The organism is Ruegeria sp. BK1, assembly GCF_056535645.1.
The window spans coordinates 64,622-85,331 of the sequence record NZ_JBQFIS010000003.1 but is presented as its reverse complement, the minus strand read 5'-3'; the positions used below and the strand labels follow the sequence as shown (position 1 = coordinate 85,331).

General features: G+C 58.7%; 16 protein-coding genes. 6 read left to right on the top strand and 10 right to left on the bottom strand.

Annotation, left to right across the window (positions count from 1 at the left end):
• Window positions 1–102 precede the first annotated feature (102 nt).
• Window positions 103–1,419 (bottom strand): glycosyltransferase family protein, encoded by a 1,317-nt coding sequence (locus ACR3E7_RS21355; protein WP_480503679.1) that lies wholly within the window; start codon window positions 1,417–1,419, stop codon window positions 103–105.
• Window positions 1,420–1,615: 196 nt separating this feature from the next.
• Window positions 1,616–2,536, bottom strand: a complete 921-nt coding sequence (locus tag ACR3E7_RS21350) for an NAD-dependent epimerase/dehydratase family protein (RefSeq protein WP_480503680.1) — start codon at window positions 2,534–2,536, stop codon at window positions 1,616–1,618.
• A gap of 268 nt (window positions 2,537–2,804) precedes the next feature.
• On the opposite strand from ACR3E7_RS21350, the gene ACR3E7_RS21345 reads away from it, so the two are divergent.
• Both ACR3E7_RS21345 and ACR3E7_RS21340 read left to right on the top strand, forming a co-directional pair.
• Window positions 2,805–2,981: a hypothetical protein gene (locus tag ACR3E7_RS21345; protein ID WP_480503681.1), complete on the top strand. Its 177-nt coding sequence runs from the start codon at window positions 2,805–2,807 to the stop codon at window positions 2,979–2,981.
• A gap of 27 nt (window positions 2,982–3,008) precedes the next feature.
• On the top strand, window positions 3,009–4,058 hold the full coding sequence (locus ACR3E7_RS21340; RefSeq protein ID WP_480503683.1) for an FkbM family methyltransferase: 1,050 nt from the start codon (window positions 3,009–3,011) through the stop codon (window positions 4,056–4,058).
• Here the strand turns inward: ACR3E7_RS21340 and ACR3E7_RS21335 are convergent.
• Window positions 4,055–6,088 carry a bifunctional aldolase/short-chain dehydrogenase gene (locus tag ACR3E7_RS21335; protein WP_480503685.1) on the bottom strand — a complete coding sequence of 678 codons (2,034 nt, stop codon included), beginning with the start codon at window positions 6,086–6,088 and terminating at the stop codon, window positions 4,055–4,057. The two genes, ACR3E7_RS21340 and ACR3E7_RS21335, sit on opposite strands and share 4 nt — an antisense overlap.
• 32 nt (window positions 6,089–6,120) lie before the next feature.
• Window positions 6,121–7,212, bottom strand: a complete 1,092-nt coding sequence (mtnA, locus tag ACR3E7_RS21330; protein ID WP_480503686.1) for an S-methyl-5-thioribose-1-phosphate isomerase — start codon at window positions 7,210–7,212, stop codon at window positions 6,121–6,123.
• Window positions 7,213–7,508: 296 nt separating this feature from the next.
• Here mtnA and ACR3E7_RS21325 point away from each other — a divergent pair, with 296 nt between their 5' ends.
• On the top strand, window positions 7,509–8,540 hold the full coding sequence (locus tag ACR3E7_RS21325) for an NADP-dependent oxidoreductase (protein ID WP_480503687.1): 1,032 nt from the start codon (window positions 7,509–7,511) through the stop codon (window positions 8,538–8,540).
• 63 nt (window positions 8,541–8,603) lie between these two features.
• On the opposite strand, the gene putA is transcribed toward ACR3E7_RS21325, so the two are convergent.
• A complete protein-coding gene (gene putA / locus ACR3E7_RS21320; RefSeq protein ID WP_480503688.1) occupies window positions 8,604–12,074 on the bottom strand; it encodes a bifunctional proline dehydrogenase/L-glutamate gamma-semialdehyde dehydrogenase PutA in 3,471 nt (1,156 codons plus the stop codon).
• A 79-nt stretch (window positions 12,075–12,153) separates the two neighbouring features.
• Here putA and ACR3E7_RS21315 point away from each other — a divergent pair, with 79 nt between their 5' ends.
• The gene (locus tag ACR3E7_RS21315) at window positions 12,154–12,657 is read left to right on the top strand and encodes an Lrp/AsnC family transcriptional regulator (RefSeq protein ID WP_480506612.1); all 504 of its coding nucleotides are present in this window, start codon (window positions 12,154–12,156) and stop codon (window positions 12,655–12,657) included.
• Between the two features lie 15 nt (window positions 12,658–12,672).
• Here the strand turns inward: ACR3E7_RS21315 and ACR3E7_RS21310 are convergent, their stop codons facing one another.
• From ACR3E7_RS21310 to ACR3E7_RS21290, 5 genes are all read right to left on the bottom strand, one after another.
• A complete protein-coding gene (locus ACR3E7_RS21310) occupies window positions 12,673–13,641 on the bottom strand; it encodes a DUF3137 domain-containing protein (protein WP_170789919.1) in 969 nt (322 codons plus the stop codon).
• Between the two features lie 183 nt (window positions 13,642–13,824).
• Window positions 13,825–14,961 carry an NADH:flavin oxidoreductase/NADH oxidase gene (locus ACR3E7_RS21305; protein WP_480503689.1) on the bottom strand — a complete coding sequence of 379 codons (1,137 nt, stop codon included), beginning with the start codon at window positions 14,959–14,961 and terminating at the stop codon, window positions 13,825–13,827.
• A gap of 70 nt (window positions 14,962–15,031) precedes the next feature.
• Window positions 15,032–17,218: a Tex family protein gene (locus ACR3E7_RS21300; RefSeq protein ID WP_480503690.1), complete on the bottom strand. Its 2,187-nt coding sequence runs from the start codon at window positions 17,216–17,218 to the stop codon at window positions 15,032–15,034.
• A 70-nt stretch (window positions 17,219–17,288) separates the two neighbouring features.
• Entirely contained in the window at window positions 17,289–18,305 is a 1,017-nt protein-coding gene (locus ACR3E7_RS21295) for an Ldh family oxidoreductase (RefSeq protein ID WP_480503691.1), read from the bottom strand.
• Window positions 18,306–18,380: 75 nt separating this feature from the next.
• On the bottom strand, window positions 18,381–19,328 hold the full coding sequence (locus ACR3E7_RS21290) for a c-type cytochrome (RefSeq protein WP_480503692.1): 948 nt from the start codon (window positions 19,326–19,328) through the stop codon (window positions 18,381–18,383).
• Window positions 19,329–19,412: 84 nt separating this feature from the next.
• Here ACR3E7_RS21290 and ACR3E7_RS21285 point away from each other — a divergent pair, with 84 nt between their 5' ends.
• Window positions 19,413–19,949: an RNA polymerase sigma factor gene (locus ACR3E7_RS21285; protein ID WP_170789923.1), complete on the top strand. Its 537-nt coding sequence runs from the start codon at window positions 19,413–19,415 to the stop codon at window positions 19,947–19,949.
• Complete coding sequence (locus ACR3E7_RS21280; RefSeq protein WP_480503695.1) at window positions 19,946–20,692, top strand: hypothetical protein; 747 nt, start codon at window positions 19,946–19,948, stop codon at window positions 20,690–20,692. The genes ACR3E7_RS21285 and ACR3E7_RS21280 overlap by 4 nt, the downstream gene beginning before the upstream one ends.
• Window positions 20,693–20,710: the final 18 nt, after the last annotated feature.

The window sequence follows — 20,710 nt, the reverse complement described above, 5'->3', positions numbered from 1 at the left end:
TCCTGGGTGTTTGGATTTATTGAACGCAAATAATTTCTTCGAGTATTTATTGTGGTTTACGCTTCCCAAATGCTGCTGCCCTTTGCAACAAGTATTCCATTCCTACTTTTGTTGCGTTGGCGCGTCCTTTTGATTGACGGCCGAGTTCAGACGATCCAGAGCGTCAGCGATTTCCTTTTGCTGTATATCTATCTTCGAAAGCTGGTCGACAGCCACCGCCTGCCGCTCGATCAGATAACTTTGTCCGGCTAACATGTGCCTCATCCGCATTCGGTTGCGTTTTCGGCTCTGGGTGAGGCGTCTCCAAGTTCTGACAAACCAGTTTTTATGCCGTTCCTGAGCATGGTGCAGCGTAGGTGTTGCCGAAAAATCTGGCTGATCGGCAATGCTTGCATCCCACATGACATGGTCTTTTTCAGGGCGCGCGGGCAAACGCTCGAGCTTTTCGATCAGGCGGCCATAGGTTTGTTGGCTATCATATTCAGCTGCAATTTCGCGCATCATGGCTGATTTTTCGCTGACAAGCTCCGGGCGATCCGTAATTTGCCGGAATATGGTTTTATACGATTCTGTATCTTTGGGTTTGCAAACGAACAACGCGTCGGGATGCCTGGTCGAAAAATCATCCCCGGACGTGTTGATCACTGGAATGCCGAAATACATGTAGTCCAGAAAGCGCATTCTGTAGCTTTGCCACGCCTCGAGCGTGTCCTGGCTGACATTGATCCCAACATCGGCGATGCTCAGATAGTCTTGGACATGTTTACCGCCCTCGTCCCAGTCTTCAAACAGGACAAGGTGTTTACCCAGCTTATCCCGGTACTTGTCCAGAATGGCACGGAATTGCGCGACGTATTCGTCGTGATCGCGGTTAAAGGGCTGTACAATTCCCATCATGTAGAGCCGCAGCCTATGAGACGGGTTTTCGACAGTGAATTCGCAGAACGCCTGGAAAAAAGTGTTGAAGTCTGTCCATTTCCAAATGCCGCCGGAATTCAGAACCATGATGTCATCGGGTTCTAGTCCCAGTTTCTGCCGCAGTTCCTGCCGATCAGGGGCCTGTCGCTTGACCTCATCCACGATCCCTTGGGGTGCGACCAGGATACGATCTTCGTAAGGAAACCGCGCCAGCAGGTGCAGCAAGGAAAACAGCACCTGCTTCATACGGATATTTTGGGTGACGTAATAGTCCACATGATAGTGGGCCGCGGTAATCACCCGCCGCAAGTAGTCGTGCGTAAACAAGCCAGGATCTTCAACCCAATGCAAAGCGGGCGTAATGGCGATGATCTTGGCACTGGGAAATGTCGGCTTGATGTTGAGAGCGTCGGGGAAAACGCTCACGACAAAATCGACGTCCTTGTTGTTAATATCTGCGGTTTCGCACACATAGTTGGGGTAGGCGCTGACTACCTTCACGCGGAATTTCGGGTCCGTAGGTTCCTGCGCTGAGGCCAAGAATACAGTGTGACCGCGTCTGAGCGCTTCGTGCACAAATTGAAACAAGGTTCTTGTCGTGGCTGTAGTTCAAGGCAAGCGGTTTGCCGTTTTCCAGCTTTGGAAACTGGATGTTGTCCAGCAGCGCGAGAGTTGTGAACGTGTGTTTTTGCGACATTTACTTTGCCAGTCTCAATGCGTTGCGTTTTGATTCCCACACTCTTTCAAGACCTTTACGAAGACTGACGCGAGGGGACCACCCCGGAACGCGCGCCAATTTGCGATTGGGCTCCATTATTTCATTCGGACGATAAGGGCGTTCACCCCATTGGATGGGGGGTGCTGCCTCCGCGATCTCGCCGATCAATGCTTCGAGATCGCGAAGCGAGTGATGCTCTCCTGAAGACACACCATAGACTTCCAATTGGTCCAGCGGGTCGCCTACCGCGCGCTCGGTCGCGGCGACAATCGCAGCCGCAGCATCTTCGACGTAGACGAGGTCCATTTTCTGAAACCCCGGCGACATTTTCAGGGGCTCTTGCGCGACGACTGCGTTAAAAACAAGATCGACGACTTTGTTGCGCCAATCTGATGGGCCGTAGTTGTCAAACATTCTAAGGGAAATGACATTCAGCCCGTTCTTTGCGAAAGGAACCAGAATATCTTCGGCGGCCTGCTTTGTCGCTGCGTAGTAGTTGAACGGGTCATAGATGTTTTCTGGCGACGAAGTTTGCCAGCTTGTGCCGCATACCACCATGCCCTTCGCCCCGCAGCGCGCCGCGCTCTGGGCCAGAAGCGACGGCAATAGCGTGTTGACCTCGAGCATCGCGCGTATGCCCTCTTCGTCTTCCTTGGCCCGAGAAACGGCCGCGATATGCACGATTACATCAGGCGAAAAGGCTTCGACCTGCGCGCAAATATCCTTCAGTTCTGGTTTCAGGATCAGTGTCTCAACGGTCGCGGAGCCATCTGCGAGAAGGTCGTCAACAGAGGTAGATGATGCCCGTTGCAAGCTGCCTATGTGAAAAGGTTTCTCCGCCAATTGGCGTAAGACTGCTTGCCCCAGAAAACCGGTTCCACCCGTCACCAATACTCTCATCCTGAGCCTCATTCCGCATTCGTCGGGTAGGTCACTCGCACACTAAAGTGACATTTACCAGACACTAGCACATTGGATTTGAACAGGGGCAAATGCAGTGGAGCGGGACAAGCGGAAAATCGCCAGTTTCGAATGGGTTATTTAAGGGGTCATTGCTTGTGTTTATGTCGATTGACTTCTAGCGTGCGGGCTGACTTAACCGCACACAACAGCTATTTTGGGCCGTGAGCTTTTTTGGCCTCCGACGCCTCACTAAGGATCGCATTTGATGGAAGTATTTTCGACAAGCCCAGATTATATGACCTTCGAGGCCAGGGATAGAACAGCGCGTTTCGTCCGGGTTTCTCAAAATCAGGATATGCACTTCCATGCCGCATTTTTCCGCCTAGACCAGGTTCTTGACCTGTCAGGCGGAAAACAGTGGGTTGAAGTGTCGTTCTCATGATTTGGGCGCCATGATCAAAGCGGCGACATGCCGCCTGTTTTCGAAGCTTATTTGGAGCACGGCGCCCCTGAAAATCGAAATTTCAACGCGGCTTCTCACCCGCGGTTACTGGATCATGCTTGGGGCCGCGAGACCTTGGTTTTCGAGCTGGATGGGTCCGAAGTGGATCCGATCATTGGCCTTCGGTTCAGCGACCCGCGTATAACCCTGATGACGTTCAAAGCGTTAAATCTAACGGTGCAATCCAGTCCTCAGGCACCGACGCCGCAGCAGTTGCAAACGCAGTATGCTCCGTTTGTAAAAGACGGCTGGTTTCCTGATCCCTTCATGCAGGCGCTGCATGATGTTGTCCGGCTATATTATACGCCGGTGCTTGAACGCGGCGGTGACGCTATCGACATCGGGGCAAACAAAGGGTTTCACACCCATGCCATGCGCAATGCCTTTCGCCGACCGGACCAGAAGCTGATTGCAGTCGAACCGCACCCGACGCTGCATCGCGCGTTGCAGCAGGATTTTGCGGGCGACCCGCAGGTCGACATTACCAATGTGCTTATCGGGTCTCGGGCGGCCAGCGATGTCAGTTTTACCTATTCCGAAACTCATCACGAGCTTGGCTCCGCGCGCCCAAATTACATTGAAGAGTTCTTCCCTGATATCGAGGATGATTTTGAAACCATCCGTATGGATATGCTGAACGTTGATGTGCTAGTCGATCAGTTCGGCCTGACACCTGGTTTCATCAAAATCGACGTGGAAGGGTTCGAGCTTGAGGTCCTGCACGGTGCTCACAAAACGTTCGAAAACTTCCGACCCGTTGTAGCGTTTGAGTTCAATGTCACGAGTTCACCCAATAACAGCTATCTGCTAGCCGATATGTTTGACCATTTCGACTATGTGATTTTTGATTGCTTTGGCAACCGGCTGGGGGCCACGACCTGGTGCAATCCCAGTATCGCTCCGATTGACCGCGTCGCCATTCCCGCTGAACAGGCCGAGGCCGTGATGGCTGCAGTACAGGGGCCTTTGGACCAGCATTGGCGAGAGTGGCAGCAGGCGCAGAAATCACCCGGCTAACGCAGTTCGGCCTCAGTGTTGCCGCCATCGACGGTAAGGACGTGGCCGGTCGTACGCTCGGACAGTGCAAGGGTCACGAAACCGTCGGCGACGTGGTGAGCCTGAACTTCGCGGCCCAGAAGATTTCCGCCCATATAGGTGTCTTCGCTGACACCACGGGCGGAGGCGCGTTCCTTGATGAAATCGTCCGTTAACAGGCCCGAGCGGATGCGGTCGGCATTCACCCCGTTCACGCGAATGCCCGCACCGGCCAGTTCCAAAGTCAACTGGCGCATCAGGAACATGGTGGCCGCTTTCGGCGTGCCATAGGCCCCGAAATTCTTGCCGGGATTGACCGCCTGTTTTGAGATGTTGAACAGAATCTGCCCGCCGCGTCCCTGCGCCTGTATCACGCGGGCGGCGGCGGTGGCAAAATTCTTGTGGGCAAAGAAATTCAATTCGAACGCCTGCCGGAAGGCCGCATCGTCCAGATCCAGCAAAGCCCCCGACGTGGCTGTGCCTGCGTTTGAGATCAGGATGTCTAAGCCGCCAAAGGCGAGGATCGCTGCGTCCATCGCCCGCTGGGCCGCACCGTCCGAAGTGATGTCGTCGGCATGTGCGACGTGCCACCGCCCAAGCTGGTCCAGTGCCTGATCCAAGGCCTGCGGGTCCTTGTCGATCAGCACCAGGTTGGCCCCCTTGGCGGCAAAGGCTTTGGCCGTGGCCAGCCCGATCGCGCCCGCACCGCCCGTGATCATGACGACTTTGCCCTGAAACGGCGGTGGCGTTCCCTTGCCCAGCTTGGCCTGTTCCAGCGACCAATACTCGCAGTCGAACATGTCCTTTTCGCTGATTGGATAGAACCCGCCCGCATCTTCGCCAACGGCGCGCACGCGGATATTTTGCTCGGCCAGATCGGCCGCTGCTGCTGCTGCTTTGGCGTTTCCGCCCATGCCGACGATGCCGATCCCTTCGATCCAGGCATGTTTGGGATCAGGGGTCAGCAGGGTTTTGGGTTCCTTGGCGTGCGGAGCCTGACGGTTGAAATAGGCGCGATACTCGTCGGCAAAACCTTCGACCTTGGCTTTGATGGTCTCGCGGTTGGCTAGATCGGCGCGGCGCAGCACCAGCGGGCGGCCCTTGGTGCGGATCACGTGATCGGGTGAGGCCATCCCACGTGTGGCCAGCGCGTCGATATCGGGGCGGGCCATGAAGGTATGGGTATGATCGCCGTTGCGCAGATCAAAGATGGGCATCGCGTCGTCGCGCTCGGCATTCACCTCGGCGATGACACCGCGCAGCATAGGCAGAACCTGCAAACCCTCAGCTGGACGGCGTTCGCCGATAGGGGTGACGCCCGTCAGGCCCAGATAGGCGGCGACCTCATTGCTGTGGCTGACGATCTTGTCATAGCTTTCCTGCGCCGTGTCACCGAAGGCAAAATGCCCGTGTTGCAGCAGCAAGAGCCCCTCGACGGCAGGGTTGGCGTCGTAGACATCAGCGGCCGCTTTGGCCAGATCGAAGCCGGGCATGATATAGGGTACAATGCCCAAACGATCGCCGAAGATCTCGCGGCAGATCTCGGCTGCGTTAGGCAGGTTAGCAAGGATCAGGAACGGAGTCGCATGGGTGTGGTCGACAAATTTATGGGGCAGGAACGCATGCAGCAGCGTTTCGACCGACGGGTTGGGCGAGGTCGAATCCAGCAAGTTCGAGCGCTGGTAGTTGACCATGTCTTCGTCGGAAAGGGTTTCAAGTTGCCGGGCCTTCAGCAAAGGATCAAGCCAGACCCCTGGCAGACCCGGTGCCTCGATCGTGTCCAGATCCCAGCCCGAGCCTTTGACATGCAGCACCTGGCGCTGGTCGCCGAACAGATCAGGACGCTCCAGTTTAACCGAAGTATTGCCGCCACCATGCATCAACAGGTCGGGGTTCTGGCCGATCAGGCGCGAGGTATAGACACGTTCTGCCAGTTCCTGATCGGCAGGGTCATCGCCCGCCGCCGCGCGCCATTCCTGTGCTTTTGCCGCGTCGTACCAGTTTTCAATCATCGGTGTTCTTTCGGTTTGCAGTCTGTGGGCTTTCAATGGGCTTTGTCGGGGAATAGGCCGGCCAGGCCTTGGGTGCTGGCGTCGCAGATGCCACGTTCGGTGATCAGCCCCGTGACCAGACGGTTGGGGGTGACGTCAAAGGCCGGATTGCCGCCTGATGTGCCCTGTGGCGTGACCAGAACCTCGCCGATCTGACCCTGATTCAGACCCTGAATAAGGGTAATCTCGGCCTCGGGGCGATCCTCGATGGGGATTTCGGCGACCCCGTCTTGCAGCGACCAGTCTATTGTGGGCGAGGGTAGGGCGACATAGAACGGCACCTCGTTGTCATGGGCCGCCAGCGCCTTGAGATAGGTGCCGATCTTGTTGCACACATCGCCGCGTGCGGTGGTGCGATCGGTGCCGGTGATGACCAGATCGACCAGCCCGCGCTGCATCAGATGCCCGCCTGCATTGTCCACCACATAGGTGTGCGGGATGCCATGTTCGCCCAGCTCCCACGCGGTCAGGGCCCCTTGGTTGCGGGGGCGGGTTTCGTCGACCCAGACATGGATCGGAATCCCTTCGTTATAGGCGTGGTACATCGGGCTGGTGGCCGTGCCCCAATCGACCGTCGCCAGCCAGCCGGCGTTGCAATGGGTCAGAAGGTTCACTGGCTCGCCTGCGGGCTTCTTCGCGGCGATCTCTCTGATCAGGGCCAGGCCGTTTTCACCAATGCGGCGGTTGATTTCGATATCTTCCTCGAACACCTCCTGGGCCAGCGCCCAGGCAGCGTCCGCCCGGTTTTCAGGGGGCAGCGGCAACAGAGTCGCACGGCACCGCGCCAGTGCCCATGCTAGATTGACCGCAGTGGGCCGCGTCGCGTTCAAAACGGTGCTGGTGTGTTCGAAATTCACGTCCGAGGGGTCCCGCGTCATCGCCTCGGCCATGCCATAGGCGGCGGTCGCCCCGATCAGAGGCGCCCCGCGCACCCACATGTCGCGGATTGCGACTTCGAAATCTTCCAATGCGGACAAGGTGACGACTTTGAATTCATGCGGCAGCCAGCGTTGATCAATGATCCGCACTGCGCCGCTTTGCGCATCGCGCCAGATCGACCGATAGTGAACGCCGCCGACTTTCATTGCCTATCCTCCTGGTTGTGTCGCGCCCCCGAGGGCCGTGTCCCTGCCGCAACAGGCCCAAAACGCGCCAGCCCTTCGAAATGAGGATTGTAAACCACGGGCGCAGCGGGTCGGTTGACGAAATGAGACATGCAAGTTGTTGGCGATTGGCCCGGCAATGTCAAACCCTTGCAAGGTGAAGAGATCGGTGGATTTCAGCAGCCTATGGTTGTATCGCCACAATTCCGGGGCAGATTGGGTTGCACATCTTAGCTATCCGGTCTCTGCTACGGCAAACCGATTTGTAGGAGAGCACCATGCCCCAATCCCCCGACACAAACCGCCGTATTGTTCTGGCCGAACGCCCCAAGGGCCAGCCAGACGAGAACACTCTGCGGTTAGAGACAACCGATGTCCCGACGCCCGGGGCAGATGAAATGCTAGTGCGCACGGTCTTTCTGTCCTTGGACCCCTATATGCGTGGACGCATGAATGATGCAAAATCCTATGCCGAGCCGGTGGCGATCGGCGGTGTTATGACTGCGCAGGTCGTGGGACGGGTCGAGCAGTCGAACCTTCAGGGCTTTGCGGTTGGCGATTATGTCCTGAACATGAGCGGCTGGCAGGATTATGCGATCTCGGACGGGGTGCAGGTGGTCAATCTTGGTCAATCACCAGACAACCCGTCCTGGGCGCTGGGGATTTTGGGGATGCCGGGCTATACGGCCTATGCCGGGCTGCTGAAAATCGGTGAGCCAAAACCCGGTGAGACCGTTGTTGTCGCCGCAGCCTCAGGCCCGGTAGGGGCGACTGTGGGTCAGATTGCCAAGCTGAAAGGCTGCCGGGTGGTCGGCATTGCGGGTGGGCCCGAGAAATGCGCGCATGTGGTGCAAAATCTGGGATTTGATGCTTGTCTGGATCATCGCTCGGATGATCTGGCCGGACAACTGCGTGATGCCTGCCCGGATGGCATCGACGTTTATTTCGAGAATGTCGGCGGCAAGGTGCTGTATGCCGTACTGCCTTTGTTAAACCCGTTTGCGCGCGTTCCGGTTTGCGGCGTCATGGCCTGGTACAACCTGCCCGGTCTGCCCGAGGGGCCGGATATGGGCCCGGTGATCATGGGGACGTTGTTGCGGATGAAGGTACGCATGCAGGGTTTCATCATTTTCGACAATTTCGGCCCCGAAGTGTATCAGGAGTTCGTTCGCGATATGACCGGCTGGCTAAAAGACGGCTCGGTCACTTACAAAGAACACTTGGTCGAGGGGCTGGAAAACGCGCCTGAAGCGTTCAATCAGCTATTGGCCGGGGGAAATTTTGGTAAAATGGTCGTAAAGGTGGGCTGATCTGACAGCCTCTCATTTTTGCGCACCGCCCCGGACAAATCGGTCTGCCGGGGCGGTCGCGGGTTAACTTGCTGCCGCCAAAAGCGAGGCGTTGCCACCGGCGGCGGTGGTGTCAATACACACGTGACGCTCAAGCTGGCAGCGATCGCCAAAATCTGCGTCATTGATCAGCGGGATCAAAGCACCGGCTCGCTGCGCCAAGGCCGTGCGGATGGCGCGAAGCTGCGCCTCTTCTCCCCAACAGACAACCGCATCGAAGCCCGAAATCGAGCCTAACACAGCGGGTTCCAGTACACCGTCCACCGTGTTCGGACCGCTCGCCGCAGGCGCAACGACGACGGCGGAACAGCCATGCGCCACAGCGATTTCGCGCTGCGCCTGCGCGGCCTCAAGCGATGGGCCAAGACACAGGATGATGCCACGGCCATAGGTCGACAGCGTGTTCGACTCGCCCGTCGGTCCTGGTAGCTGTTGCCGTTTCAACGCGATACGCGGCGGGCGTTTGGTTGCCGTCAGGACAGCCTGAACCGTGGCCTGATCGGCGGCCTGCCCCGTGGCCGCGGTAAGGCCATGCGTCGCGGGTTTGGTGAAACGCTTGACGTAAGACGGACCGCCCGCCTTGGGCCCGGTGCCCGACAATCCCTCACCCCCGAAGGGTTGGGACCCCACGATCGCGCCAATCTGGTTGCGGTTGATATACATGTTGCCGACGTACAGTTGCGACGTAACCTGTTCGATCCGGTCGTCGATGCGCGAGTGCATTCCGAAGGTCAGGCCAAAGCCGGTGGCATTTATCGCAGCGACCACCGCGTCCAGTTCCGACGCCTTGTAGGTGGCCACATGCATGACCGGGCCGAACACCTCTTTTTCCAGATCAGCAATACCCGATACACGCAGGACGGTTGGGGCCACGAAAGTGCCGTCTGTCGGAGTATCCAGTTGTTTCAACACGCGTCCCTGCGCGCGGGCGCCTTCGACATAGGCTAGAATTTCACCCTGCGCGCCGTCACTGATCACTGGCCCGACATCTGTGCGCAAGTCCCATGGGTTGCCCACGACCATCTCATCCATCGCTCCGTATAGCATCTCGAGGAATGGTTCGGCCACGTCCTCTTGCACGTAGAGCAGCCGTAGCGCAGAACAGCGCTGACCGGCGGATTGGAAGGCCGAGGCGACGATATCCTTGATCGCCTGTTCCGGCAGCGCCGTGGAGTCCACGATCATCGCGTTCAGCCCACCAGTTTCGGCGATCAAAGGGGCCTCGGGGGCGATCTGATCAACCATGGCGCGGTTGATCGTCTGCGCCGTGTGGGTCGAGCCGGTAAAGCACACCCCTTTGATCCTTGGGTCCGACGTCAGCCGTGCGCCCACGACCGAGCCGCGGCCCGGCAGCAGTTGCAACGCCGTCTTCGGAACCCCGGCTTCATGCATCAGGTTGACGGCGACCCAGGCGGTGATGGCCGTTGGGTCCGCCGGTTTGGCTAGGACACCATTGCCAGCGGCCAGCGCGGCGGCGATCTGCCCGGTGAAGATGGCCAGCGGGAAGTTCCACGGTGAAATGCAAGCCATCACACCGCGCGCAGGTCGCGTAACTTCGATACCGCGCACGGCGTAGTAGCGCAGGAAATCGACCGCCTCGCGCAGCTCGGCGATGGCGTCCATCGGGGTCTTGCCCGCTTCGCGGGTGAGGATGGCAAACAGCTCTCCGAAGTTCTGCTCATATAGCTCGGCGGCGCGAAACAGGGTCTGGCGACGCGTTTCAGCATCTGCGTTCCACTGGGCCGCCGCGCCAAGTGCCGTTTCGACATCCTCTACCGATGACTCAGCCACCACACCCACTTTGTCCGCGTGATCGGCGGGATTGAGGACAGGGCGGTCTGTGGTGTTTTGCGACGTGCCCTCCAAAAGCGGCCCAACCTGCCAGAACTTTGCGCGAAATGGCACGCGGGCCTGTTCGATCTCGGCCAGATCCTCTGTGTCGTGCAAGTCCCAGCCCCGCGAATTCGGGCGCTCGGTTCCATAAAGGTTGGCAGGCAGCAGAACAGCCGCGTTCGAGCCTGAGTCGAGCGCGTCGAACGGGTCGGCGGCGACGATTTCCGGGGCCACGGATTGGTCCACGATCTGATTCACGAACGAAGAGTTCGCCCCGTTTTCCAGCAAGCGCCGCACCAGATAGGCCAGAAGATCCCGATGCGCCCCGACCGGCGCGTAAATCCGGCACCGGGTGCCGCTGCCCTTCAGGACCAGATCATGCAGGCTTTCGCCCATGCCATGCAGGCGCTGGAACTCAAAGCTGCGTGTGTCTGTGGCCATGTCGAGGATCGCGGCCACTGTATGGGCGTTATGGGTGGCAAATTGCGGATAAATTCGATCTGTCATGCCCAGCAGTTTCTGGGCGCAGCAGATATACGAGATATCGGTGGCCGCCTTGCGAGTGAAAACCGGGAAGCCGCGCAGCCCTTCGACCTGCGCGCGCTTGATCTCGGTATCCCAATAGGCACCTTTTACCAGACGCACCATGATTTTACGGTCCAATTCAGCGGCGAGCGCATGCAGCCAATCCAGAACATAGGCTGCGCGCTTGCCATAGGCCTGCACGACCACGCCGAACCCGTCCCAGCCCGCAAGCGACGGGTCGCGCAGAACAGCTTCGATCACGTCAAGGGACAGATCCAGCCGATCCGCCTCTTCCGCGTCGATATTCAGGCCCATATTGGCGGCCTTGGCCTGTTGTGCAAGTTGCAACGTCAGGGGCACCAGCTCGGCCATCACCCGGTCTTTTTGCCCGACCTCATAGCGGGGATGCAGCGCCGAGAGCTTGATCGAAATGCCGGGGTTTTCCCGAATGTCTTGCGCGTCGCATTCCCTGGCCAGCTTGGCGATGGCGTCCGAATACGCGGCCAGAAACGCCTTGGCGTCGTGGGCTGTCAAAGCAGCCTCGCCCAGCATGTCGTACGAATAGGTGTAACCCTCGGCTTCTTGTTTCTTGCCGCGTTCTAGTGCTTCTTCGATGGTTTCACCCAGCACGAACTGCGCGCCCATTTCCTTCATCGCCCGCGCCACCGCGACCCGGATCACCGGTTCCCCCAGCCGTTTCACCGCCCCTTTCAGGGTCGCAGCAATGCCGGTACCATCCTGCAGAACCTTGCCCGTCAGCATCAATGCCCAGGTGGAGGCGTTGACCAGAGACGACGACGATTGCCCTAGATGCTGCCCCCAGGCCGAAGGTGCGATCTTGTCCTCGATCAGCGCGTCAATCGTATCTGCGTCGGGCACCCGTAGCAGTGCCTCGGCCAGACACATCAGGGCCACGCCTTCATTGGTGGACAGGCCATATTCGGCCAGAAAGACTTCCATCAGGCCGGGGCGGCTGTCGTTGCGGATCGCGCGTACAAGATCAGCCGCGCGATTCTGGACCACCGCCCGCCTTGCTGCGTCAATCGGATTGCGGCTTGTCAGGTCCCGCAATACCTTGGATTCTGCCCGCAGGTGGTTGTGTCGAAGGTTCAGACGAATATCATGTAGCCCAGTCATGTTCTTTCCAATCCGCGTTCGATTTAAATAATCTTACCAAATCGCCGAAAGTTATGTTGACTAAAGCTTCAAAATAGGCGTGTTTATTGACCAAATTTTCTATTTAGTTTTGGCGATTGAGACCGTGTTAATAGAGAAAAATAGTCAACTAGACCGACATGACCTGAAAATCCTACGTATTCTGAGCCGTGAAGGACGTATTCCGGTGACGGAATTGTCGGCGCGGGTCGGATTATCAAAGACACCTTGTCAGGTGCGGATGAAACGTCTGATCTCGGAAGGGTATATACAGGGGTTTCGCGCGATTCTGGACCCTTCGAAGCTGGGGGTCGAACAGGTGGTCTTTGTCGAGGTTAGCCTGAAAATCACCACCGAAGCGGCTTTGACTGAGTTCAATGAAGCTGTGCAACGAGCGCCCGAGGTCGAACAATGCCACATGATTGCGGGTGCCTTTGACTATCTGCTGAAACTGCGCACCAAGGATATGCGCAGTTACCGTGAGATTTTGGGCCGTGTCGTGTCCACGCTCCCGCATGTGGACAGCACCTCGACCCATGTGTCGATGCAATCGGTGAAAGACTGAGCCGCCCGACAGCGTTCATTGATGCAGTGCATCAATGATCTGTCGTGGCATTACCAGATCGCGGAAGGCGCGATGGATGGTTTCATCCGCTTCACTCAGCGGGGCACCACCAAGGTTGAAGCTGAGAAACCCGTGGGGAAGGCTGAGCGCCAGATAGAATTTCTTGCCCGAAAATGCCGCTGAGCAATAGTCGCGCCCACCTTGGTAGCGTTTGGCGATCTCGCTCAGCGTATAAGCGAATTCGGGTTTGACGTATTGTTCCAGCTGGTGCGGGTCGTCGGTAAAAACCTCAAAGATCTTCTCGGCATCCTCTAGGCCAAGATCCCAGCGATGTTGGGGCAAGACGTTGCGGCTTGCCCAGCTATACAGCTTGTTTAGGGTCTCACCGAAATCCTTGACGAAGACCGTGCGTGGCAATGCGGCCGGGCAGTCGATTTCCAGCACGATGCCCGAGAACAGGGTTCTGGTCTTTCGTTTGTTGTCGCTGTCTCTGTAAGTGTCCGAGCAGCTCATTTGCAGCAGTTTGTAATTAGTGTCCCGCCAGGTGCCGCTGATCGCGTGATTTTCGCGCACGCGTTCGGATTCAGGTATGATTTGCAATGAAACCAAGCGCCCAATCGGAAGGAAGCTCATAGGTACGTCCGAGTGCAGCTCCATATGCCCTAGGAATTTGCACAGGATGGGGCGAATGTATTTCGAAACATCGGAACTGACTTTTCCGCCTCGTTCCAGATAAAGGATCAAGGCCGCGGCCCCGCCGAAAGCAAGTGGAAAAATCGCAAAAAGAGGATGAATGTAGTACCCGCCTAATCCGGCCAGTACGACGGCAACAACGCCAGAGAACTTGATCCAGAACATACTGCGCGAGACGGCGGCCTGACGTTCAACTTCTTTCTCGCGTAGGAATGGGGCGATCTGCTGGTCAAAGATCCGGGAAAACCCGGTCTCAAACGGGGCAGATTCGACAAACTGGTATTCTGACATCGTTAAATCCTGACCAACAAACTACGAGTTTGGCGCAGATGCTAGCGATCCCTTGTCCGCCAGAATATCCCCAGACGTGTATCATTTGTATCGGATGTGTCCGTCTTAGCCATGTTCGCGCAGGCGACGCCATTTTCGACACAGAGAAGCGCCTCGCTGGACATCGAGGCGCGATCTGATGCGCTATCGCAGGCCCAGTTTGGACAATAGCCGGTTGCGTTTCATCAGCCACCATCCGGCCTCGACGGGCCATAGGGCATGGTTCTGGTCGGCCCCTAGTGCAGCGGCGCTGCGCAGGGGCCAGTTCGGGTCGTCCAGCAATTCGCGGGCCACGGCGATCATGTCGGCGTCGCCCTTTTGAATCACCGCGTCGCACACCTTGGGGTCCCACAGGAAACCGACTGCCATTGTCGGCATATCCGCCCAGGACCGGACTTGTGATGCAAACGGCACCTGAAAGCCTTGTTCGATGGTCATCCGCTGTGGGCGATCCTTGCCGCCGATCCCGCCCGAGCTGCAATCGATCATGTCCACCCCGGCAGCTTTGAGCGCCTTGGCGATGTCAACGGTGTCTTCGACGGTCAGGCCACCGTCCACCCAATCCGACGCCGATAACCGAAAAGCCAGAGGATAGTCCTCGGGCCAGTTTCGTCGGATTTCACGTGCGATCTCGACGGCAAAGCGCACCCGGTTCTGCGCGCTTCCGCCCCAATGGTCCGCCCGCTGGTTGGTGATCGGAGACAGGAATTGATGCACCAGAAAACCATGGGCTGCATAGACCTCGATCATCTTGAACCCGGCCGCCTGTGACCGTCTGGCCGCTGCACCGAAGGCGGCGATGACGTCTTCGATATCGGCCTGGGTCATTTCGCGCGGGGTCGGCCAGCCCTCGGCATAGGGCAGGGCAGAGGGTGCCATTGCAGGCCAAGCCGCTTCCTTGCGCTGCGTGGCGTCTTCATCATTCAGCGGAGTTTCGCCGTGCCAGGGACGCCGCTCCGAGGCTTTGCGCCCCGCATGACTCAGCTGAATGCCCGGCACCGCGCCTTCGCGGGTGATGAAATCGGCGATGGGTTTCAGCGGGGCAATCTGGGCGTCTTCCCACAAACCCAGATCGCCGGGCGTGCGCCGCCCGTCACGGGTGACGGCGGTCGCTTCGGCATAGATCAGCCCCGCACCGCCCATGGCAAACCGGCCCAGATGCACCAGATGCCAATCATTGGCGCGGCCTTCATTCGCCCGATACTGGCTCATCGGTGAGACCGCGATACGGTTCTTGAACGACACAGATCGCAGGTCAAATGGACTGAACAATGAGGGCATTCTGGTCTCTCCGACTGTGATTTTCCGTCAACCTAGCGAAACCGAGCACGCAACCCAAATAGATAATCTGTTAACGACGCCCGCGCCCAGTTTGACCGGCCCCGCCATCCTTGCGCATGGACAGGCCGATGCGTTTGCGTTTGACGTCCACTTCCACGACTGAGACTCTGACGATCTGACCGGTCTTTACGACCTCATGCGGATCTTTGACGAAGCGGTCGGCCAGTTGACTGATATGCACCAGCCCGTCCTGATGCACGCCGATATCCACAAATGCGCCGAAAGCCGCGACATTGGTGACGGTGCCCTCAAGCCGCATACCAGGTTTCAGGTCGGTGATCTCATTGACCCCTTCCGCGAAAGAGGCGGTCTTGAAACTGGGTCGCGGATCGCGGCCGGGCTTTTCAAGCTCGGTAAAGATGTCCATCACGGTGGGCAGGCCAAAGGCATCGTCGACAAAACGCCGGGCTTGCAGCCCTTTCAGGGCGTCTTTCTGCCCCATGATTTGACGAATGTCGCGCCCGCAGGCGGCCACGATGCGGCGCGCCACGCCATAGGCCTCGGGGTGGACCGAAGAGGCGTCCAACGGCTCTGATCCGTCTCTAATCCGAAGGAATCCGGCGCATTGCTCGAATGCGCGTGGGCCAAGGCGCGCGACGTTCAGCAGGTCTTCGCGGCGGTCAAACGCGCCGTTCACGTCCCGATGTGCCACGATCGCGTCGGCCAAACCCGGACCCAAACCCGATACGCGCGACAGCAAGGGGGCCGAGGCGGTGTTCAGATCGACACCGACCGCGTTCACCACATCCTCGATCACAGTATCCAGCGATTGCGACAGACGGTGCTGGTCGACATCGTGCTGGTATTGCCCGACGCCGATGGACTTGGGTTCGATCTTGACCAGTTCCGCCAGCGGGTCTTGCAAACGGCGCGCGATTGAAACCGCGCCGCGCAGGGACACGTCCAAATCGGGAAACTCGCGCGCGGCCAGTTCCGAGGCGGAATAGACAGACGCGCCCGCCTCTGAGACGATCACCGTGGTCGGGGCTTTCACCGAGCTTGGCAGCAGTTTCAGAGTATCGGCGACAAAGCTTTCAGTCTCGCGGCTGGCGGTGCCGTTGCCGATTGCGATCAGGTCAATGTCATGGGTCGAGATCAGCTTGAGAATGGCGGCTTGCGCGCCGCGCAGATCGTTTTTGGGCTGGAACGGATACAAGGTGTCGGTGGCGACCAGCTTGCCGGTGGGATCGACCACCGCCGCTTTGACACCAGTACGAATACCGGGGTCCAGTCCCAGCGTTGCCTTGGCCCCGGCGGGGGCGGAAAACAGCAGATCTTTCAGGTTGCGGGCGAAGACCTGAATCGCCTCGTCCTGGGCGCGGCTTCTGAGATCGGCCATCAACTCGACCATCATCGACAGAGACAGTTTGACCCGCCATGTCCAGCCCGCCACCTTGCGAAGCCAAAGATCGCCGGGTAAATTGGTCCGCGTGCCTAGATGGGCGGCGACCATCGCCTCGGCCCTTGCGGCGCCGGTTTCGGGGTCGGGGGCAATATCGAGCGTCACGATCCCCTCTTTCGAGGCGCGCAGCATCGCCAGCGCCCGGTGCGAGGGTGTATCGGCCCAGCGTTCGCTGTGGTCGAAATAATCGCTGAACTTGGCCCCTTCGGTCTGCTTGCCGTCGATTACTTTTGCGGTCAGCAGGGCCTCGCGTTGCATGAAGCTGCGCAACTCACCCAGCAGGACGGCGTTTTCGGTCAAATGTTCGGTGATGATGTCGCGGGCACCGTTCAGGGCATCTTTGGTGGTGGGTACTGCGTCCGAGACATAGCCCCCGGCCAGCGCTTCGGGATCGGCAGAGCGGTCGGCCAATATCGCCTCTGCCAGCGGCTCCAGCCCGTTTTCGCGCGCGATCATCGCCTTGGTGCGCCGCTTTGGCTTGTAGGGCAGATAGATGTCTTCCAACTGCGCTTTTGTCTCGGCCCCGGCGATGGACTTGGCCAGGTCGTCGGTCAGTTTGCCCTGATCGCGGATTGAATTCAGGATCGTGTCACGGCGGGCATCGAGTTCGCGCAGATAGTCCAGTCGCTCAGACAGGGTGCGTAGCTGGCTGTCATCCAGCCCGCCGGTCGCCTCTTTCCGGTAGCGGGCGACAAATGGGACTGTGGCCCCCTCGTCCAGAAGTCTGACCGCAGCGCCTACCTGATCGGGGCGGGCGTTGATCTCGGCGGCGATGGTGCGTGCGATGCGGTCCAAGGGGGTCTCCTTCAACTGGGTCGGAGGGTCTTCTTAGCCACAGGCACCGGCAAGGGAAAGAGGTCGAATTCTAACGGACCAGAGCCAGCAGATCGTCGTGCAGCGTTTTTGAGATTTCTGCATAGCCCCGCGCCCTGTTGCGCGCACGCGCGGCATAGCGCCGTTGCGAGGGCAGGCGCGCGCCCTGACCCGTGATATCGGCAAACAGCCGCTCGGCGCGGGCATCGTTTTCGTCCACGCGGCCGCCGCTGAACTGGGCGGGGTCGAAGGCCAGGATGATCTCGCCATGATAAGGTGCGCTGCTGGTGCCGTCGGCATAGGCCAAGCTTTCCAGACTGGTCAGATCGTCGATCAAGGGCCCAGCCAAAAGCTCGATCATGATCGACAAAGCTGACCCCTTATAGCCGCCGAAGGTCAGCATCGCGCCTTCCATCGCAGCGTGCGGGTCGGTTGTTGGGTTGCCCTCCTTGTCGAGCGCTACGCCGTCGGGCAGGGGCCTGCCTGCGCGGCGGTAAAGCTCGATCTCTCCCCGCGCAAAGGCGCTGGTGGCAAAGTCGAAGGTGAATGGATCCTGACCATGACGCGGCCAGCTAAAGGCCAGCGGGTTGGTGCCAAGTGACCCGCGTGTACCTCCGGCTGGGGCGACCCAGGAATGGCTGGGCACCATCGCCATCGCGGCCAGCCCAGCCGAGGACAATTGTTCAACCTCGGGCCAGAGGGCTGAGAAATGGAAACACCGGTTGATCGCCATTGCGGCGATGCCGTGCGTGCGCGTTTTCTCGATCAGGTGGGGAAGGGCCTCATGAAAGGCCAGCAAGGAGATCCCGCCGCGTGCATCGACACGGACAATGGCATTGTCTGAGGGGGTGATGACTGGCGCGACATGGCCGTCGACCTTGCCCGCGTCCATCGTTTCTGCGCACATGAGCAGGCGAAACAGTCCGTGCGAGTGGCAATCGTCGATCTGGCAGGTGGTCAGCAAATCCGCGATGGCGGTGGCATGGTCCGGGCCATAGCCCGCGTTTTTTAGGATGGTCAGGCTTAGCCCGTGGATCTCATCCAAAGTCAGTTTGACCGTTTCGCTCATGCCCCGCCTTCCTTTTCCATGTTGCCATGGACAGGAATAGCGCGGCGGGGCAGGCGAAGGAACAGCTTTCCGGCGTTAGCCTTCCGATTCTGATTGCAGATAGGCAATGACGTTGGTGATGTCCTCATCCTTCTTCAAGCCGGCGAACTGCATCTTGTTGCCGGGCAGAGTGCCCTTGGGGTCAGCCAGAAAAGTGGTCAGGGTCTCGACATCCCAAACAATGCCCGAGCTTTTCAGCGCGTCCGAGTATTTGAACCCATCCGCTTGGGCAGCCGACGCGCCAACGATGCCGTACAGCGAGGGGCCTACACCGTTCTTGCCCTCTTTAATCTGATGGCACGCCTTGCACTTGCGATAAACTTTTTTGCCCGCCTTGATATCCCCTTCAACTGCGGCAACAGCGGCGACCTCAACCGGAGCAGCGGTCCCAGCGTCGGCTTTTTGCTCGTCCATGTTGAAGAATAGGCGTGCGGTGATGGGCACGGTCCGGGTGATGCCGGGAAGGCTGGCCAGCTCCATCAGCTTGTCGACCCCGGCATTTACGCCCGCGTCTTCCGTGCTGAGAAACACCATGTCGTTGGTCGAGACCATCACGGATTTCTCAGAAACCCGCAGGACGAACATTTCAGTATCAAACTCAACATCCGTGCCGATCAGCGACAGTGCCGCTTCGACATCAACGACTGCTGTTTGACCGACGGCCAGCGCCTTCACCTCGTCCATATCGATCTGGGCGGTCAAAGTCGCCGTGCCTGCATTGCGAAAGACATGCTCGATCATGCGCTCGTTGCGGATGTCTATATTCGTCTCGACCGAGGACAGGTCGATCTCGATCTCGGCCTTGCCATCGGGGCTGACATGGCCCGACAGGTTGGTGAAGGAATTGACTTCGCCCACGGTGTCTTTCTTGATGGTGCCATAGGCCAGGTGCGAGCCTTCGGGCGACAAGGTCCAATGTTCAGCCAAGGCCGGGGTTGCAATAATTGCCGACGCAATCGTGACTGCTTTCAACATAAGTTTCATTTCATTCCTCCACAGGTTATGACATTCCTGACCTCGCGGGCCCGATCCGTGAATGTCAAACACACACAGGTCACTATTTATTCAATGGGTGGTGAAATTAGTTCCGAACAGGCCGTGCGCGGCGCGATACAGACGCATTCGAAACGCGTCTGGCGCTTTGGGCTTGCCTTGTCCGGAGCCTCTGATGTGGCGGATGACCTGCTGCAATCCACGTGCCTGCGTGCGTTGGAGCGTCACCATCAGGTGACTTCGCATGATCGATTGGACAGTTGGCTGATGACGATCTGCCGCTCGATCTGGTTGAATGAGGTGCGCTCGCGCTCGGTCCGCAAGGCGCAGGCGTTGTCGGTGACGCCCGAGGCGGAATTAATTTCACATGATTCCGATTCCGAAACGAATATTTTCGCGGCTGAGGTGTTTACCCAAGTGATGCAACTGCCAGAAGCGCAGCGCGAAACGGTAATGCTGGTCTTTGTCGAAGGCTACAGTTACCGCGAAGCGGCGGCGATGCTGGACGTTCCCATTGGTACGATTATGAGCCGGTTGTCCAACGCCCGGCAGAAACTTAAAACCGTGATGCAGCAGGATGCTGCAAGCGCCGTTCGACGGAGTGGCAAATGAAGTTTTCCGATGAGACGCTGACAGCGTATCTGGAAGGCAATGTGGATGAGGCTGAGGCAAACGCGATTGAAACCGCGGTTGCGGCCGACCCCGAGCTGGAAGCGCGCCTGATGGCGCTGGATCCGTTTGCACCGGTTGTGCAGGCGGTGTTTGAAAACGTGCCCGCCGAGGCACCGCAGGTCGATCTGCCTGAACCGCAGTCGGCTGTTTCTGTTCACCATTCCGGAAGCCCGTGGCGTTTGGTGGCTGTCGCCGCTTCGGTCGCGGTGCTGGCGGTGTCGGCAACCTTCTGGAGCACCCGGCCCGAGCCGCTGGGCTGGGCTGAACAGGCGGCGATCTACCAGTCGCTTTATGTGCCCGATACGATTGCCTCGCTGGACAATTCGGCTCAGGCGCTGGACACGCAGTTCGAATTGGCCGAGGCCGAGCTGGGCCGGTCGCTGAACCGCGACACGCTGGAAGCCCTGCCGGGGATGGAGCTAAAGCGCGCGCAGGTTCTGTCGTTCAACGGCAAGCCGTTGATTCAGGTCGTGTTCGCAGATGAACAGGGTCAGCCCTTTGCCTTCTGCATCATCCGTCAGGGCGAAGGCGCCCCCAGCAAAGATGTGAACCTTACTGAGCTGAGCGGCCTTGCAACCGCGACATGGTCTGAAGGTGGATATGGGTACATGCTGATCGGCAGCAGCCCGCAAACACCGTTGCAGGGGCAGCTGGATATTCTGACGACAAGTTTCGCCAGCTGATCCCTAAGCGGCAGAATC

Bases quoted from the DNA above. Each gene is read 5' to 3' on its own strand.
- ACR3E7_RS21335 (WP_480503685.1), bottom strand. From the start codon at position 6,088: ATGATTGAAAACTGGTACGACGCGGCAAAAGCACAGGAATGGCGCGCG.
- ACR3E7_RS21295 (WP_480503691.1), bottom strand. From the start codon at position 18,305: ATGAGCGAAACGGTCAAACTGACTTTGGATGAGATCCACGGGCTAAGC.
- ACR3E7_RS21345 (WP_480503681.1), top strand. From the start codon at position 2,805: ATGGAAGTATTTTCGACAAGCCCAGATTATATGACCTTCGAGGCCAGG.
- ACR3E7_RS21280 (WP_480503695.1), top strand. From the start codon at position 19,946: ATGAAGTTTTCCGATGAGACGCTGACAGCGTATCTGGAAGGCAATGTG.
- ACR3E7_RS21325 (WP_480503687.1), top strand. From the start codon at position 7,509: ATGCCCCAATCCCCCGACACAAACCGCCGTATTGTTCTGGCCGAACGC.
- ACR3E7_RS21290 (WP_480503692.1), bottom strand. From the start codon at position 19,328: ATGAAACTTATGTTGAAAGCAGTCACGATTGCGTCGGCAATTATTGCA.
- ACR3E7_RS21285 (WP_170789923.1), top strand. From the start codon at position 19,413: ATGGGTGGTGAAATTAGTTCCGAACAGGCCGTGCGCGGCGCGATACAG.
- ACR3E7_RS21305 (WP_480503689.1), bottom strand. From the start codon at position 14,961: ATGCCCTCATTGTTCAGTCCATTTGACCTGCGATCTGTGTCGTTCAAG.
- putA (WP_480503688.1), bottom strand. From the start codon at position 12,074: ATGACTGGGCTACATGATATTCGTCTGAACCTTCGACACAACCACCTG.
- ACR3E7_RS21310 (WP_170789919.1), bottom strand. From the start codon at position 13,641: ATGTCAGAATACCAGTTTGTCGAATCTGCCCCGTTTGAGACCGGGTTT.
- ACR3E7_RS21340 (WP_480503683.1), top strand. From the start codon at position 3,009: ATGCCGCCTGTTTTCGAAGCTTATTTGGAGCACGGCGCCCCTGAAAAT.
- mtnA (WP_480503686.1), bottom strand. From the start codon at position 7,212: ATGAAAGTCGGCGGCGTTCACTATCGGTCGATCTGGCGCGATGCGCAA.
- ACR3E7_RS21350 (WP_480503680.1), bottom strand. From the start codon at position 2,536: ATGAGAGTATTGGTGACGGGTGGAACCGGTTTTCTGGGGCAAGCAGTC.